13 protein-coding genes are annotated in these 16257 nt (G+C 68.0%); 1 reads left to right on the top strand and 12 read right to left on the bottom strand.

Translation table 11 applies throughout. The features are described 5' to 3' along the window. Positions 1 to 237 precede the first annotated feature (237 nt). The 3 genes from GWI72_RS12070 to GWI72_RS12060 all read right to left on the bottom strand — a co-directional run bounded on the left by GWI72_RS12070 (position 238) and on the right by GWI72_RS12060 (position 3049). Positions 238 to 621: a TIGR03067 domain-containing protein gene (locus GWI72_RS12070; protein WP_161708773.1), complete on the bottom strand. Its 384-nt coding sequence runs from the start codon at positions 619 to 621 to the stop codon at positions 238 to 240. Between the two features lie 32 nt (positions 622 to 653). Continuing rightward, positions 654 to 2102: a sigma-54-dependent transcriptional regulator gene (locus tag GWI72_RS12065; RefSeq protein WP_161676456.1), complete on the bottom strand. Its 1449-nt coding sequence runs from the start codon at positions 2100 to 2102 to the stop codon at positions 654 to 656. Positions 2103 to 2287: 185 nt separating this feature from the next. After that, on the bottom strand, positions 2288 to 3049 hold the full coding sequence (locus GWI72_RS12060) for a hypothetical protein (RefSeq protein ID WP_209000098.1): 762 nt from the start codon (positions 3047 to 3049) through the stop codon (positions 2288 to 2290). A gap of 741 nt (positions 3050 to 3790) precedes the next feature. Between GWI72_RS12060 and GWI72_RS12055 the strand changes: the two genes are divergently transcribed. After that, the gene (locus GWI72_RS12055; RefSeq protein WP_161708771.1) at positions 3791 to 5368 is read left to right on the top strand and encodes an EAL domain-containing protein; all 1578 of its coding nucleotides are present in this window, start codon (positions 3791 to 3793) and stop codon (positions 5366 to 5368) included. Between the two features lie 213 nt (positions 5369 to 5581). On the opposite strand, the gene GWI72_RS12050 is transcribed toward GWI72_RS12055, so the two are convergent. The 9 genes from GWI72_RS12050 to GWI72_RS12010 form a co-directional block, all read right to left on the bottom strand. Further along, entirely contained in the window at positions 5582 to 6910 is a 1329-nt protein-coding gene (locus GWI72_RS12050) for a M16 family metallopeptidase (protein WP_161676453.1), read from the bottom strand. A gap of 126 nt (positions 6911 to 7036) precedes the next feature. Next, on the bottom strand, positions 7037 to 8467 hold the full coding sequence (locus GWI72_RS12045) for a M16 family metallopeptidase (RefSeq protein WP_161708770.1): 1431 nt from the start codon (positions 8465 to 8467) through the stop codon (positions 7037 to 7039). A 289-nt stretch (positions 8468 to 8756) separates the two neighbouring features. Next, positions 8757 to 9470, bottom strand: coding sequence for a hypothetical protein (locus GWI72_RS12040; RefSeq protein WP_179956066.1), 714 nt, complete (start codon positions 9468 to 9470; stop codon positions 8757 to 8759). Positions 9471 to 9549: 79 nt separating this feature from the next. After that, positions 9550 to 10140: a signal peptidase II gene (gene lspA / locus GWI72_RS12035; protein WP_161676451.1), complete on the bottom strand. Its 591-nt coding sequence runs from the start codon at positions 10138 to 10140 to the stop codon at positions 9550 to 9552. Between the two features lie 11 nt (positions 10141 to 10151). Next, a complete protein-coding gene (gene ileS, locus GWI72_RS12030; RefSeq protein ID WP_161708769.1) occupies positions 10152 to 13130 on the bottom strand; it encodes an isoleucine--tRNA ligase in 2979 nt (992 codons plus the stop codon). A 333-nt stretch (positions 13131 to 13463) separates the two neighbouring features. Then, complete coding sequence (locus GWI72_RS12025; RefSeq protein ID WP_161676449.1) at positions 13464 to 13799, bottom strand: hypothetical protein; 336 nt, start codon at positions 13797 to 13799, stop codon at positions 13464 to 13466. 3 nt (positions 13800 to 13802) lie between these two features. Then, on the bottom strand, positions 13803 to 14066 hold the full coding sequence (locus tag GWI72_RS12020; protein ID WP_161708768.1) for a hypothetical protein: 264 nt from the start codon (positions 14064 to 14066) through the stop codon (positions 13803 to 13805). A gap of 261 nt (positions 14067 to 14327) precedes the next feature. Further along, positions 14328 to 15263, bottom strand: a complete 936-nt coding sequence (locus GWI72_RS12015; protein WP_348272671.1) for a DMT family transporter — start codon at positions 15261 to 15263, stop codon at positions 14328 to 14330. Then, the gene (locus GWI72_RS12010; RefSeq protein ID WP_161676447.1) at positions 15260 to 16255 is read right to left on the bottom strand and encodes a bifunctional riboflavin kinase/FAD synthetase; all 996 of its coding nucleotides are present in this window, start codon (positions 16253 to 16255) and stop codon (positions 15260 to 15262) included. The genes GWI72_RS12015 and GWI72_RS12010 overlap by 4 nt, the downstream gene beginning before the upstream one ends. Positions 16256 to 16257: the final 2 nt, after the last annotated feature.

Raw genomic sequence — 16257 nt, 5'->3', positions numbered from 1 at the left:
CGGCGTGCCCCCATCTGAAAGCAGCACGCAATCCATTAGGTTGATGGCTCGAGAGAGCGCGGGAGGAGATCCCGCGTCCTGTTAGCACTCCTCAACAGCGAGTGCTAACGCGTCCACGATGTAGGAGCGGGGCTGCGGGATGTCAATGCCGGCCGCGTGCAAAAAATCAGGGGCGGGGCAGACGGCGACAGGTGTCGGAAAACACGGTAAACGACCCGCGCCGGGGACCTGCGCGGGTCAGGCCCTGACGAAGCCGCGCAGGGTCAGGCCGGGGCGGGTCGTGAACTCCGTCGGACGGTTCATGCCCGCGTCGGCGGCCACGAACACGAAGCTGTCGGGTTCAAGCCTGTAGATCGCCGGCAGGCGCTTGCCGGCATCCTCGCCGATCGTGTCGATCCAGGTGATGGATTTCGGCTGCGTGGTTGCGTCCAGCTCGAACAGCCCCTCAAGGATCGTCTCGCCGCCCGGAATGGCGACATGGAACCGGGTGCCCGTGATCGTCGTGATCGCGCCGGGCAGGCCATGGCTGTCCGGCGGATCGACGAGGCCGTTCTCCTCGAAGCGAACCTGGAGCCAGCGACCCTGCAGGGCCTCCAGATCTGTGCGCGTGTCAGGCGTCATGGTTATGTATCCACGAGAGGCGCTGCGAGGCGTTACTGCAGCCGTTCGGACCAGGACTGGCGTTTCCGGTAGATGGTCGAGGGGCTGATCTCGAGCGCGGCCGCGGCGAGGGCGATGTTGCCGTCGAAGGCATCCAGCGCATCCTCGATGATCCGGCGTTCCTGCGCCCAGAGCGGCTCGATGCTCGAGTGCGGTCGTCCGCTGCGGGCCGGACGTCGCCTGTCGCGGACGTCCTCTGCGGGAGCGCGCGCCCGGTTGAAGGTGTCGCGGATCACCAGCGGCAGCATCTCGTAGCTCACCGAGCCGCCGTCGTTCATCACCACGATCTGGCGGATGGTGTTTTCCAGCTGGCGCACGTTGCCCGGCCAGCCGTAGCTGAGCAGCCGCGCCTCGGCATCCGCGTCGAAGTTGCGGAAGCTGCGTGCCTCCTCTCCGGCAAAGCGGGCGAGGAACGCGTGGGCCAGCGGCAGGATGTCGTCCCGCCGGTCGCGCAGCGGCGGAACCTGCACCGGCAGCACATGCAGACGGTAGTAGAGATCTTCCCGGAGGCGCCCGGCCGCCACTTCGGCGAGCGGATCGCGGCTGGTCGAGCAGACCAGACGGATGTCCACGTCGATGTCCTTGCCGCTGCCCCCCAGGGGAGCCGGGATCGAGCCGGTCTGGATCACACGCAGCAGACGGCTCTGCAGGGCCGGATCCATGTCGCAGATCTCGTCGAGATAGAGCGTGCCGCCATCGGCGAGGCTGAGCAGCTCGCTGCGTCCGCTGCGGCTGCCTGTCAGGCTGCCGAACAGCTCCGCCTCGAGTTCGTCGGCGCCGAGCCCCGCGCAGTTGACGGTCACGAGGCGACCGGTGCGGCGGTCGGACTGGCCGTGGATGGCCTCGGCGCAGAGCGTCTTGCCGGAGCCTGCCTCACCGGTGATGAACACCGGGGCACTCGAGGGGCCGAGACGGCGAATGGTGGCATAGAGATGCCGCATCGGCTGCGACTGGCTGGAGAAGCGCCCCACCGGCTTGCCGGCCTCGGCCCCCGCGGGCAGCGGATCGGCCTCCCGGCGCGGCTGCGGCACGGCCGCGACACTGCGGCTGCGGCGCATGTCGAGGTGGGCGCGCACCTTCTGCGTCAGCGCATCGAGGGAATAGGGCTTGACCAGGAAGTCATGCGCGCCGGCGCGCATCGCGTTCAGCGACCGGGTGACGGAGCCCTCGGCGCTGACGGCGATGATCACCGCCGTCGGGCACCGCACGGCAAAGCGGGACAGCGCCTCGTCGCCGCCCACGGTCTCGACATCGACCACCAGCACGTCGGTGCGCTTGATGGCCAGATCCTCCAGGCACTGGCGTGCGTCGGAGTAGAGGATGGGTTCGGCAACGGTTCCCGGCAGTTTCGCGCAGACGGTGGCCGCGCGCAGCGCATCGGACGGGGTGGCGTCCAGGACTCGAACTTGCAGGGACCCGTCAAGGTCCGGAATGCTCCCCATGCCCGGGTTACTCCCGTTTTTGTGGTGATCCATGCGGCAGGTCAGATCAGACAATGCTGTGATCCCGACATTCGACGATCAGGGTAAACAAACCGTTGTCGGGTCTTCATTTTGCGCAAGGGACACCGGGCGCGGCCGGCCGGGCGGACGGCAGGCGCATCCGGTCCTGCCGGCCGCCGTCCGCCTCAGATCCGGCCGACGGCAAGCCCGGCAAGGAAGGCGACCAGCGCGACCACGCCGAGAAGCTGTGGCTGCCGCAGGCCGCGCGTCACGGGTCCGGCCGGGACCGGCAGGGCGGCGCCTTGGGCCGGCCCCGGCACCTGACCTTGGGCCTGTCCGTAGCCTTGTCCTTGCGCCCCGTCTCCCTCAGTGCCGCGACCCGGTCTGGCCTCCGGATGCCGTGCCAGCCGATCCGGCGAGGACGGGGCGGGGAACAGGGGAGGGGGCGACAGGGGAGGGAGCGACAGGGGGGCTTCGCCAGAAGCGTCGCCATAAGCGTCGCCGGTAACACTCGCCGTCCCGGTGTCGTGCGGGCCGGCCGTCTGCTCGGCGGTGCGGGCCCGGGCAGGGACCGGGGCGGCCGCGGCGGTCGTCTCCGGCGGGATGCGCGGGGCAGCCGGCGACGGCGACGGGGCGGGCGGAAGCTCGAAGCGTGGTGCGTAGGAGCCTTTTGGAATGTCGATCCGGATCGGGTCATCCCGGCCGCTGCCGGCGTAGTAGTCCTGCAGGCGCTTGCGCAGGCGCGCCGCCTCCACGCGCACGATCGGATCGGTGTTGGGGTTGAAGTCCGGGCCGCGCCCGAGAGCCGCCGTCGCGATCGTGTAGCCCTTGAGGTTGACGATCTGGTCCGAGATCGCAGCCTCGACGACGAACCGGAGGAAGGCGCGGAGCTGGTCGGCGGTGGCAAACTCTGCACTGGTGAGGATCTTGTGCAAGGCCAGCCGCACAAGGTCTGGGTCAACTCCCGGCTCCCGTCCCAGACCCTGCGCCAGACCCGGCGCCAGACCCTGCGCCAGACCCTGCGCCAGACCCGGCTCCAGATCCGGACCTAGCCCCGGTCGTGACCCTGGATCTGCCCCCGAACCCGAGCCCGCGTGAAGCCCGCGCCCGGCAGGTTCCGGCGACGGCGCGCCGGTCTCATCCGTCGGGGCGGAATGGGGCCCGGGGCCGGACGGCATCCGGCGTCCGGCAGGCCCGGCCCTGGCTGTCAGATGCTCTGTCGCGGGTATTGCGCCGTCCCGCACACCCGTTTGGTCCATGCCGCCAACCCCCGTTGTTACGGTTGAGTTTCAGCGGGGTGACGTCCTCCCAGAAATCCCCCGCAAGAACGCTAGTGCCCATACGTCAAAATGAAAAGCAGAAATCGTTAACCTGTGCGATGATCACGGCCGGGCGGCCCTGCGCGGCCTGGTCTCGCCCCTCCAGACCGACGCCGTCGGTAGGGAGGCATGGGGGCCATGGCTGAGGGGCATGCTTCAGATGCATGTTTCCGGGGCACGCCTCCAGGGGGCCGGCATCAGGGGCACAGTGTCCGTCGGGCGACACGCGCAGCTCTGCAGTTTGCAAGCTTATCCGGGGACAATAGGCAAATATTGCCTCCTGCGGTCCCGCCGAGAGTCGGAAGGCCCCGCGCTTTGGGGCAAGATCGTTAACACAGTGTTGATTCGGTGCGAGTTCGACGAAGCAAGATGGGGCGCGGGACAACCCTTCTCATTCTGGTCTGCATGGGCGTGATTGCCCTGTCGTCGGCGGCCGTGCTGGTGTTCCAGCTCGGGCGGCCGGTCGGCGAGGCCGTGTCCCTGTCGCTTGCCCTCATGTGCACCATGATCATGGTCCAGGTCCTGCTCAGCCGGGCGCGCGAGCGTGGCCAGGTCGCAGAAGCGGTCGACCGTCTGGAAGACCGTCTCGCGGAACTCGACGATGACGTGACCAATCTGGAAGGGCGCCTGACCGGCGTGGAGCACACCGTTCCGCGCCGCACCCGCGAGGCCATCGACCCGCTGTTTGCCGAGATCGAGGTGCTTGGCACGCTGGTCAAGCAGATGGCCGAGGCAATGTCGGACATCGAGACCCGCCTTGAGGACCAGCGCGGGCTCGCGCCGCCGCCGGCCATGCCGGAACTTGCCTATCATCCCGGGACCGCCCAGGCCTATCCGCAGATGGGACAGCCGGCCCAGCCGCAGCCGGCCTATCAGCCCTACATGCCGCAGCAGCAGGGCTATGCGCCGATGTCGCAGCAGCCGGCACAGCCGCATCAGCACGGTCTGGCGTCGGCGCCGATGCATCCCTCGCAGATGCATCCCGCCCAGATGCAGCCGCAGCCCGGCTACGCTCCCCTGCCGCCCCAGCCGATGGCCCCTGCGGCCCCGGCCTCCGGCGCCCCGTTCCAGCAGCCGATGGCCTATGACGTCGGCGGTGCCACCCGCATCGAGCCGGTGCTCGGCGACCAGCCGCCGCAGCGCCAGGAACCGCAGGCCGATCCGGTCATGCGCGAACTGATCCGCTCCGCCCTCAATGCCAACCGGGTCGATCTGTTCCTTCAGCCCATCGTCACCCTGCCGCAGCGCCGGGTGAAGTACTACGAGAGCCTGACGCGGCTGCGGGATGCCGGCGGGCAGCTGCTCGAACCCTCGGTCTTCCTGCCGGAGGCATTGCGCGCCGGCTTCGTGCCGCGGATCGACAACCTGCTGCTGTTCCGCTCCGTGCAGGTGGTCCGCCGCCTTGCCACCCGCAACCGCGACGTCGCGCTGTTCTGCAACATCGCGTCGCTGTCGCTGGTGGACGAGACCTTCTTCCCGGGCTTCCTCGAATTTGTCCGCGCCAACAAGAACTTCGGCGAACTGCTCATCTTCGAGTTCACGCAGGACGATGTCGCGCAGATGGGCGTGGTCGAGCTGGAAAGCCTCGCAGCCCTCGCCGAGCTCGGCTTCCGCTTCTCCGTCGACCAGATTCACGACCTGAAGATGGACTTCCGCGCGCTGGCCGACCGGGGCTTCCGCTTCGCCAAGCTGAATGCCGACTACCTGATCGGCCGCCGCGCCACCGACCACGGGCATATCCACCCGGCCGATTTCGGTGATCTTCTCGGCCGATACGGCATCGAGCTGATCGCGGACCATGTCGAGACCGAGTCCCAGGTGCTGGAGCTGCTCGATGCGGACGTGAAGATGGCGCAGGGCTTCCTGTTCTCGCCGCCGCGCCCTGTCCGTGCCGAAGTGCTCCAGGGCGCTCCGGCACCGGCGCCGCGCAAGCGCGCCGCCGGCTGATCGTCACCCCGTCAAGCGTCCCGCATCCACTGTCCCAAGTCCCGGCGCCCCCGGCAACCGCAGTCCCGACAAGAAAAGGGGCCGGCGTGCGCCAGCCCCCTTCATCGGTCCTGCCCCTTGCCTCGGTCCTGTTCCTATCGGCCGGCCCCGTCCGGACGGGCGGACGGGCGGACGGGCGGATGGGCGGACGGGCTGGCGGGCGCTCGCCGGTGGTCAGCTCGCGGCCGGCCCCACGGTGACGACCAGCGGCGTCTGGTTCTCGAGCAGCCGCTTCGCGACCCGGCGAACGTCCTCCAGTGTCACGGCCTCGATCTCCGCATTGCGGCGGTCGAAATAGTCGATCCCGAGACGCGCCGTCTGCAGCGCCACAAGCTGGCTGGCAATCTTGCCCGACGTGTCGAAGCGCAGCGCATAGGAGCCCGTCAGGAAGGCCTTGGCCTTGGCCAGTTCTTCCGCGCTCGGCCCCTCCTCCGCCATGCGGCGGAACTGGGCCAGGATGATCTCGAGCGTTTCGTTGGCCTTGTCGGCCCGGGTTGCGGCGCTGGCAAACAGCAGGCCCGTGTGCGCCGACGGCGACAGGTCGGTGCCGACACCATAGGACAGGCCGCGCTTCTCGCGGACTTCCTCGTAGAGCCAGGAGGTGAACGAGCCGCCGCCGAGGATATGATCCATCACGAAGGCCGCCTGATAGTCCTTGTCGTCCCGCTTCAGCGCCGGCAAGCCGAGCAGGATCGTGGTCTGCGGCACGTCCATGGTGCGGCTGATGCGTTCGCCGGTGCGCGCCACCACGTCCGGGATGGCCGGCAGGGTGCTCTTTTCCGCCAGCTTGCCGAACACGCTGTCGAGCAGCGGGGCCAGGGTCCGGGCGTCAATCGCCCCGACCACGCCGATCACCAGACCCTCGCGGGTGAACAGGCGCGCCCGCTGTGCCTCCAGGTCGGCCGGCGTCAGCGCCGTGACACTGGCGATGGTGCCGTCGGTCGGACGGGAATAGGGGTGGCCGGGAAAGGCTGCTTCCATGAAGGCGCGCGAGGCGACCGCATCCGGATCCTCCTCGGCCTGCTTCAGGCCGACAAGGATCTGCGAGCGCATCCGCTCGACGGCATCCGCATCGAACCGCGGCTCGTTGACGGCGAGGCGCAGCATCTCGAAGGCCTCGTCGCGGGTGTTGGCGAGCGTGCGCAGGCTGCCGAAGGTCTGGTCTCCGCCGGCGCTGAAGCCGACGCTGATCGCCAGTTCCTCCATGCGCGCCTGGTAGGCGGCGGCGTCCATGTCGCCGGCCCCTTCGTTGAGCGAGGCAGCCATCAGGTTGGTGACGCCCTCCTTGCCGGCCGGGTCCTGCGCACTGCCGTTGTCGAAGGCGAAGTTGACGGCAATGATCGGCAGGGTCTGGTCCTCGACCAGCCAGGCCTCGATGCCGCCCGGGCTGATGACCCGTTCGATGGTGGTGGCGAGCGCCGGCCAGGGGCTCGCCAGCAGCAGGCTGCTGCCGATGACGGTCGCCGCAGCCGAACGCTTCACGAAGTCAAGCGAATGAAACATCTGTCTACCCTTGAACTGCTGGCCCCTGAACGTCTGGCCCCTGAACGTCTGGCACTAAACGTCTGGCCCTGAACTTCTGGACATGCACTGCCGGCCCTGAACGGTCCGCATCGACCTGGCGGGACCTCAGGAGCGCTGCCCGGCCGCCGGAACGGCGCTGGCAGTCGGCTTGAGCAGATGGTCCTTGTCCGGCGGCGTCAGATAGCCGGTGACGGGTTCGCCGAGCAGATAGGCGCGGGCCACGGCCTGGACATCTTCCGCCGTGACGGCTGCAATTTGGCTCGGCCAGGTCTGCACGTCCTCGACGGTCTGGCCGCTGGTCAGAGCCGCGCCGAACAGGCGGGCGAGCCCCATCTGGCTGTCCTGCGCATAGATGGCAGACGACACGAGACTGTGCTTGGCGCGCGCCAGCTCGTCGGCACTCACGCCCTTTTCGGCAATCTCCCGCACTGCCGTCCGGAACTCGGCTTCGAGATCACCCAGCGTGGTCTCGCCGCGCGGCGAGGCGTAGAGCATGAAGCGGGTGGAATCGAGCGCGGTGTCGAGATAGTAGGCGCCGATGTCGACGGCGATCTGCTTCTCGAGGAAGGCGCTGCGGTAGAGCCGGCTGGTCGGGCCGCCGCCCAGGATCTGCGCCAGAAGCTCCAGCGCTTCCGGCTCCCGTCCCGTCCCGGTGGTCTGGCTCGGAACCAGCCAGGTCCAGGACACGGCCGGCTGGCGCACGCGCTCGTCCTCCACATGCACCGACCGTGAGCCGGCCAGCGGCGGCTCACCCGGGCGCAGGCGTGCTTCCGGCTCGGCCCGGCGCGGGACCTTGCCATAGGTCTGCTCGGCGAGCTTGCGGACCTCCTCGGCGTCCACATCGCCGGCGACGACCAGCACCGCATTGTTGGGCGTGTAGAAGCGGTTGTAGAAGTCGATCGCGGCCGCGCTGTTCAGCGCCTCGATCTCGCTCTGCCAGCCGATGACCGGCGAGCCGTAAGGGTGGTTGACGTAGGTGACGGCCGACAGGGCCTCCTGCAGCCGGGAGGACGGATCGCTGTCGACGCGCATCCGCCGTTCCTCCAGCACCACGTCGCGCTCCGGAGCGACCACCTCGTCCGACAGCACGAGGTTGTGCATCCGGTCGGCCTCCAGCTCCATCATCAGCGGCAGATGCTCCTTGGCGACGCGCTGGAAATAGGCGGTGTAATCGAAGCTGGTGAAGGCGTTCTCCTGTCCGCCGATGCCGGCAACCGTGGCGGAGAACTCGCCATTCGCCCGGGTTCTGGTGCCCTTGAACATGAGGTGCTCCAGAAAGTGCGCGACACCCGACTGGCCGGCCGGCTCGTCGGCGGCGCCGACCCGGTACCACACCATGTGCGTGGCGACCGGCGCGCGCCGGTCCGGAATGACCACCACCTCGAGCCCGTTGGCGAGGGTGAAATGCGACAGGTTCGCGGCGATCCTGGTCGGGGTTGCCGTTTCGGCCCGGACCGGCAGCACCGCCGGAACAAGCAGCGTCGCGGAGAGAAGGACAGCGGACAGGGAACGGGCAAGGGCTGCGGTTTTCCGCATGGATCTCGAACTCCCGGGTGTGGGCGCGGCAGGAGCAGCGCGCGACTGCATGAAGGCTTGAGGCGCAATATGGGCGCTGGAAAGGCAAGGTCCGGTTAAATTTTCGTCATCCAGGCCCCTGCCGGCCAACACCCCCGGCAGCGCCCCCAGCCCCGCGATCCGGCGCGGCAGTGTCCGGCGGCGTGTGCGGCAAGGCTCAGCCGCGGCCGGGGCCGGGCAGCAGCCTGGCCGGGCGGACATGAAAAAGGCGGCCGACTGGCCGCCTTCACGTTCCGGTGATGCAGGCGCCTCAGCGCTGGATGCAGTCCTCGGTCGGGGTCGGGGTGCAGTTCATCTTGATCTGCGCGCCTTCCATTTCCCGGATTTCGCGCCGGCGGACATCGTTGGTGTCGGCCGGCTTGGTCAGCGGCGCATTCGCGGCCGGGGTCGAGTAGGCAACCGGCGGCTCGACGAGGAACCGGCGCACCGGCTGGCCGTCGGGACCGAACAGCTTGGACGTGTCGATCTGACCGGCGCCCTGATGCTGCTGCTTCATTTCCGCCGGGGTCATCAGGCCACCGCTGATGATCTGCTCGTCCCGCCGCTCCCGCGCCACGTCGCGCGGCTGCGTCGAGCCGATCTGGATGCCGCGCATCTGCTCGGGCGTCAGCAGGTCCGTGCCGTTGCTGCGGGCATAGAGCGCCTTCAGGTCCTGCAGTTCCTGGTTCTCGGGCTTCGGCCAGTTGGCCGCCGTCTCGGTCGCCGGGGCTTCGGGCTGCGGCAAGGCGCTCAGGTTGGAGGGCATCGCCAGCGGGGCGCGGGGACGGTACTCGATCGGCTTCTGCTTCGGATCGACGGCACCGAGGCCTTCCATGATCTTGCGCACGGCAGCCTGGTCGACGCCTTCCTCATAGCCGTTGGGATCGGTCACGCAGCCGGCGAGGGCGACTGCAAGCGCGGCCACGACGAGGCCGCCACGGCGTGCGGGCTTGCCTGGAAGCCGCGAAAGAGACTCAATGAACATCAAGCGCACGTCGCCTTATCCCGTCTTGCACGGAAGCCCGTCCGGCTCCCGAGGGTCAGTCCTGGGTCTCAGAACCTGATCAGCCCGACTTAGAGCCGGATTTTGAGGCATTATTTGGACCACCTGCAAACCCGTCATACAGGAGACCGAGCACGCCGGCAACGATCGCGGCATCGGCGACGTTGAAGACGTACCAGGAGAAGTCTCCCCAATGCAGGTGCAGGAAGTCGTAGACGGCGCCATAGGCGAAGCGATCCACGCCGTTGCCAAGGGCGCCGCCGATCAGGAGGCCGAAGCAGACCGCCGCGAGGCGCGTCGCCCCGCGCACCGACCAGACCCAGAGACCGATCGCTGCCGCCACCGTGAAGATCGCAAGCGCCCACCGCCCCAGATCCGTCTCCTGCTGCAGCAGGCCGTAGGAAATACCCCGGTTCCAGACGGTCACAAGCTGAAGGAACGGCAGCACGTCGACCACGCCCCGGCTCGGCAGGTCGTAGACGAACAGCAGCCAGAGCTTGCTGGCCTGATCGGCCAGGAAGATCAGGCCGGCAAGCCAGGCGATGCCCCGGCTGGCCGGTCCCCAGAGCCAGCGCTCCCGAAACCCCTCGGGGGTCTCGCCGGCACCGGCCGCCAGGTGTTCGGACGTCTTCGGGGCATCCGGGTCAGCCATGGCTCAGGTCCTCAGGCGCGGCCATTGGCGGCATCCCACTCGCGCAGGGCTGCCGCATCGCGCAGGGTGACATCCGGATAGGCCGGGTCGCTGCCGACTTCCGGCAGGATCTTCCAGGACCTTGCGCATTTCTGCCCCTCGGCCAGCCCCGGCACCACGGCGACGCCCTTGACGTCGTCCAGCGTGAAGGCGCCAGCGGGCGCGGCCGCATCGCTCAGGCTGAGCTGGCTGGTGATGCAGATATCGGCCATGTCGATGCCGGCGAGGGCCGCCATCAGCTCCGGGTCGGTCACATGCACCACCGGATGGGCTTCGAGCGACGAGCCGATGCGCTTTTCACGGCGCTCGATTTCCAGCGCGCCGGTGATGACGCGGCGAACCTCGCGCACCTTGTCCCACTTGGCGGCCAGCGCCTCGTCGCGCCAGTCGGCCGGCAGCTCCGGGAACTGCTGCAGATGCACCGAGCTGTCCGCGCCCGGATGCCGCGCGATCCAGCTTTCCTCCATGGTGAAGGGCAGCATTGGCGCCATCCACACGACCAGGCAGGTGAACAGCTCCTCGATGACCTGCAACGAGGCCTTGCGGCGCACGGACGAGGCCGGGTCGCAGTAGAGCGTGTCCTTGCGGATGTCGAAATAGAAGGCGGACAGGTCCACCGTCATGAAGGTGAAGAGGTGGTGGAACACCTTCTTGTAGTCGAAGGCGGCGTAGCCCTCGCGCACCAGCGTGTCGAGGTCGGCCAGCCGGTGCAGCATCAGCCGCTCCAGCTCGGGCATGTCGGCAAGCGCCACCTTTTCGCCGGTGGCGTGGGCGAGCGAGCCCAGCATCCAGCGCAGGGTGTTGCGCAGCTTGCGGTAGCTGTCGACGGAGGTCTTCAGGATCTCCGGCCCGATGCGCTGGTCTTCGGCATAGTCGCCGGAGGCCACCCACAGGCGCAGGATGTCGGCGCCATACTGCTTGATGACGTCCTGCGGGAACACCTGGTTGCCGAGCGACTTCGACATCTTGCGGCCGTCCTCGGCCATGGTGAAGCCGTGGGTCAGGACCGCGTCATAGGGCGCATGGCCGCGCGTGCCGCAGCTCTCCAGCAGCGAGGAATGGAACCAGCCGCGATGCTGGTCCGAGCCTTCCAGATAGAGCACGTAGTCGGTGCCGCCATCGACCTTGCGCTTGGGGCTGAGGTCCGGGCGCTTTTCAAGGCAGAAGGCGTGCGTCGAGCCGCTGTCGAACCAGACGTCGAGGATGTCGTCGATCTTGATCCAGTCACCGGGGTTGTAGCTGTCGCCGAGGAAGCGCTCCTTCGCGCCTTCGGCAAACCACACATCGGCGCCTTCCGCACGGAAGGCCTCGGCGATGCGGGCGTTGACGGCCGGGTCCTTCAGAACCTCGGCCGTGTCCTTGTGGATGAACACGGTGATCGGCACGCCCCAGGCCCGCTGGCGCGACAGCACCCAGTCCGGACGGCCGGCGATCATCGAGCGCAGGCGGTTCTGGCCGGTGGCCGGCACGAAGCGGGTCTCGTCGATGGCCTTCAGCGCCCGGGCGCGCAGCGTGTCGCCGGCGCCGTCAATGTTGCGGTCCATGTAGACGAACCACTGCGGCGTGTTGCGGAAGATCACCGGCTTCTTCGAGCGCCAGGAATGCGGATACTGGTGCTTGAGACGGGCAAGCCCGATCAGCGCGCCGGCTTCCTTCAGCTTCTCGATGTTGGCCTTGTTGGCCGTGCCCTTCTCGCCCTTGTGCGTGATGACCTGGTGGCCGTCAAAGCCCGGCGCATCCTTGGTGTAGAAGCCGTCGTCGGCCACGGTGAAGGGGATTGTGGTGTCGATGCCGCGCGCGTCCAGATCGTTGCGCTTGGCGATCCAGATCTCGAAGTCGTCGGCGCCGTGGCTTGGCGCGGTGTGGACGAAGCCGGTGCCGGTGTCGTCGGTGACATGGTCGCCGTCGAGCAGCGGCACGTCGAACTGGTAGCCGCCCAGATCCAGGTCGCGGTAGGGATGGGCGCAGGTCAGCGCGCCGAGTTCGTCGGCGGTGACAGGACGCCGCTTCACGAAATCGGTGATGCGGGCGTTCTTGAACACCTCCTCGGCCAGCTTGTCGGCGAGGATGAGCCTGTCGCCCTTCTGCACCCAGTTGTCGTCGGCCAGGCCGTCCTGCGTCACCTCATAGAGGCCGTAGGCGATGGCGGAGGAATAGGAGATCGCGCGGTTGCCCGGGATGGTCCACGGAGTGGTCGTCCAGATGACCACGGCCGCATCGAGCAGTTCCTCGGCGGCGGCCTCGTCCTGGCCGCCGGCTTCGACGACCGGGAACTTCACCCAGATCATGTCGGACTGGTAGTCCTGATACTCGATCTCGGCCTCGGCCAGCGCCGTGTTCTCGACCACGGACCACATCACCGGCTTGGAGCCGCGATAGAGCTGGCCGGACATGGCAAACTTCATCAGCTCCTCGGCGATGACCGCCTCGGCGTCGTAGTTCATGGTCAGGTATGGATTGTCCCAGTCGCCCTCGATGCCGAGGCGGCGGAACTCGTCGCGCTGGATCGCCACCCACTTCTCGGCATAGGCGCGGCATTCCTGGCGGAACGCGATCATGGCGACCGAGTTCTTCAGGTCCGGCTTCTGCTTGCCCTTGGAGCGGTAGTTCTCTTCCTCGATCTTCCACTCGATCGGCAGGCCGTGGCAGTCCCAGCCCGGAACGTAGTTGCTGTCGAAGCCCATCATCTGCATCGAGCGCGTGACGATGTCCTTCAGCGTCTTGTTCAGCGCATGGCCGATGTGGATGTTGCCGTTGGCATAGGGGGGGCCGTCGTGCAGCAGGAACTTCGGCCGGCCGGCCGCGTCCGCGCGCAGGCGTCTGTAGAGGTCCATGCCCTGCCAGCGCGCAATGATCTCGGGCTCCTTCTGCGGCAGGCCGGCGCGCATCGGGAAGTCGGTGACGGGCAGATAGAGGGTCTCGGAATAGTCGCGGGACGTGGTTTCGCTCATGACGGCAATCCGCAGAAGTTCGGCGCGCCGGGCGCGCATGTCGCTGGGAGGAGCCCGGTCGGCAGGGCCACCGGGTCCGGAAAGGGGCTCGGCATCAATCCCGGTCCCTCGGCGCCGCGCGAGGCGTCAGCCGAAGGCCGGGCAGCTAATTCGTGAGACACCGGGCAGCATGATGCGGCCGGTCCGCGCATGACAGGTCATGCTGGCTCTACTACCAGTCCGGCCGTCCTGAATAAAGCGGCAATTGCGGCCGGTCCCGTCCGCGACGCGGGCGCCAGACGCAAAAGGGCAGGCCCGCCGGATGGCGGGCCTGCCCTTCGCTTGTGCGGTCGATTACCGGCCGGAGCGCGGTGACGGCCGTGCCTCGGTTTCCCGGATGATCCGTGCAAGCTCACGCTTGTCGTCGATCCAGTCGCGCGGGTCGGGGGCTCCGGCCAGCAGCTCCTCCTGCGGGCTGATCCAGCCGTCTCCGCCACAGAAGCCGCAGCGTTCGGTGTAGGGCATGGCCATGTCCGCCAGCACCTTGCCCGGCTCGTACACCTCCCGGAGCGGATGCGCGTCGGCGCGGTGCGGGAAGACCATCACGATGCCGGTGCCCTGACACTCGGGGCAGGCATGCCCCGGTCCCTGGTGCCGGCTGTCGGGATGGCGCGGTTCGTTGCGGCCCATGCCTCAGCCTCCCCGTTCCACCTCGTCCCGGATGTCCTGCACGCTGCGGCCCGGGTTGCGCCGCTTTTCCTCCACGACGCGCTCCTGGATGGCGGCTTCGCGCTCGGCCCGCGCCTGCTGGTCCTGCGCTTCGCGCATGCCGCCATAGGCGTCGACGACCTCGTTGATCTTGCGACCAACCTTTTCGCCGGCTCCAAGAGCCCCTTCGACGGCGCCGCCAATGACGCCCTTCACGGTTTCGCCTGTCGTCTTGCTGATGTTGCTCATGGTTCGCTCCCTGTTGTCCGGCTTCACCCGTCTCGTGTGAGGGGATGACCGAACAGTTTCAATTTATTGAAAATTACCTTATGGGAACTTGATCCAGATCAACGCAGCGCAGCCTTGGCGCGCTTGTGGCGTGTCATGTCTACTTTTGGGCGAAAAATGCAGGCTCAGGCTGCTTTTGTCCTGGCAGTGCGGGCTGGGGTTGCGCCAGCAGGCGCGCTGCCCGCGCCGGGGGACGTTGCAAGAGGGCGGAGCCGGACAGGCTCAGGTGCTGGCCCGCAGCCGTTCCCGGTGCGCGATGTAGAGGCCACTGGCGACGATCAGCGCAATGCCGCCCCAGGTCGGCAGGTCCGGGAAATCCCCGAAGATCAGGTAGCCGAACAGCGTCGCGCTGACGATCTCCAGATAGTTGAACGGCGCGAGCACGGAGGCGGGGGCAAGCGCAAAGGCCCGCACGATGAAGCCATGGCTGATGAAGGAGATGAGGCCGATGCCCACCATCATCAGCACGTCGATGGAGCCCGGAACGACAGGCACGAAGCCGCCGATGCCGGTGGCCCAGGCCGCAAGCAGGATCACGCCGAGCGTCAGACATCCCCCCAGGGCGGTCGTGAACTGCATCGACAGCAGGCTGTCCTCGCCCGCCAGCTTCCGCGTGATGAGCAGGTAGAGCGCAAACAGCGTTGCGGTGACGAGCGGCAGGAGGGCGGACACGCCGAAAGCGGCAAAGCTCGGGCGGATGATCAGCATGGCGCCAAGCAGCCCCACCGCCACGGCCGCCCAGCGGCGCGGCCCGACGTGCTCCTTCAGGAAGATCGCCGACAGCGCCGTCAGGATCATCGGTTCGACGAAGAAGATCGCGATCGCGTCGGCCAGCGGCATCACCTTCAGCGCGGTGAAGAAGCTGAGCGTCGCCCCCGACAGGAGCGCGCCCCGCAGCAGGTTGACGCCCCAGCGCTGGGGTCTCAGCGTGGCAAGGCTGCGCGCCCACACGAGCGCGATGGCCACCGTGATCAGGGCCTGAAAGAAAAACCGCGAGAACGAGACTTCAAGCGCGGGGATGTGGCCGGCGAGGATCTTCGCCAGCACATCCATCAGCGGGACCACACCCATCCCGGCGATCATGAACAGGATGCCCTGGAAGACATCCCCCGGCCGTTCCGGCGGCATGGCTGCGGGCGCGGCGCCGCCTGAGCTCACAACGGCACACTGCCGAGCGTGAGGTCGAGCGGCGACAGCGGCTGCATCGCGGCCAGGGCTGCCCGCGCCTCGGCGCTGTCACGGTCCATCTGGGCGATCAGCGCCTCGATGCTGTCGAAGCGCTCTTCCGGCCGAAGGTAGGAGACGAGGCTCACCCGCAGGACCTTGCCGTAAAGGTCGCCCGAAAAATCGAACAGGAACACTTCCAGGAGTGGCGCGCCATTGTCGAAGGTCGGCCGGCGGCCGTAGCTCGCAACGCCGTCCACCGGCTTGCCGTCGACAAGCACCCGCACGGCGTAGATGCCATGGCGCAGCGGGCAGTTGTCGGCGAGGCGCAGGTTGGCGGTCGGATACCCGAGATCACGCCCGCGCTTTTCGCCATGCCGGACCTCGGCTTCAACGAACCAGCGGTACCCAAGCAACCCGTTGGCGAGCGCGATGTCGCCCTCGGCCAGCGCCGCGCGGATGCGCGAGGAGGAGATGATGGCCCCGCCTTCGTCCGTCTCGGCGGCAACGATGGTGACGCCGAAGCCGTGCGCGGCGCCGGACTGGCGCAGGAAGTCCGGCGTGCCGGCGCGACCCTTGCCGAAGTGGAAGTCGTGGCCCGTCACCGCGTGACGGATGCCGAGGCTGCTGATCAGGATGCGTTCGACGAAGTCCGACGCCGCAAGACCGGCAAAGTCGCGGGTGAAGGGCAGCACGAGCACGCCGTCCAGCCCGAAGGCTTCCATCACCGCTGCCTTGGCCTGCCGGGGGGTGAGCCGGAACACCGGAGCGTCGGGGTTGAACACCGTGCGCGGATGCGGCTCGAACGTCATGGCATAGACGGGGGCCCCGGCCGCGCGCGCGATGTCCATCGCCTGCTCGAGCACGATGCGGTGGCCGCGGTGCACGCCGTCGAAATTGCCGATCGCGACCACGCCGCCCTTCAGGTGCTGCGGAAAATGATCAAGATCTTCGGCATGGACGAACGGCGGGTGAAGGTCGGTCATTG

It is taken from the genome of Pannonibacter sp. XCT-53, assembly GCF_009915765.1.
GTDB lineage: Bacteria > Pseudomonadota > Alphaproteobacteria > Rhizobiales > Stappiaceae > Pannonibacter > Pannonibacter tanglangensis.
Note: the sequence above shows the minus strand (reverse complement) of the source record. Positions and strands in the feature narration are given on the sequence as shown.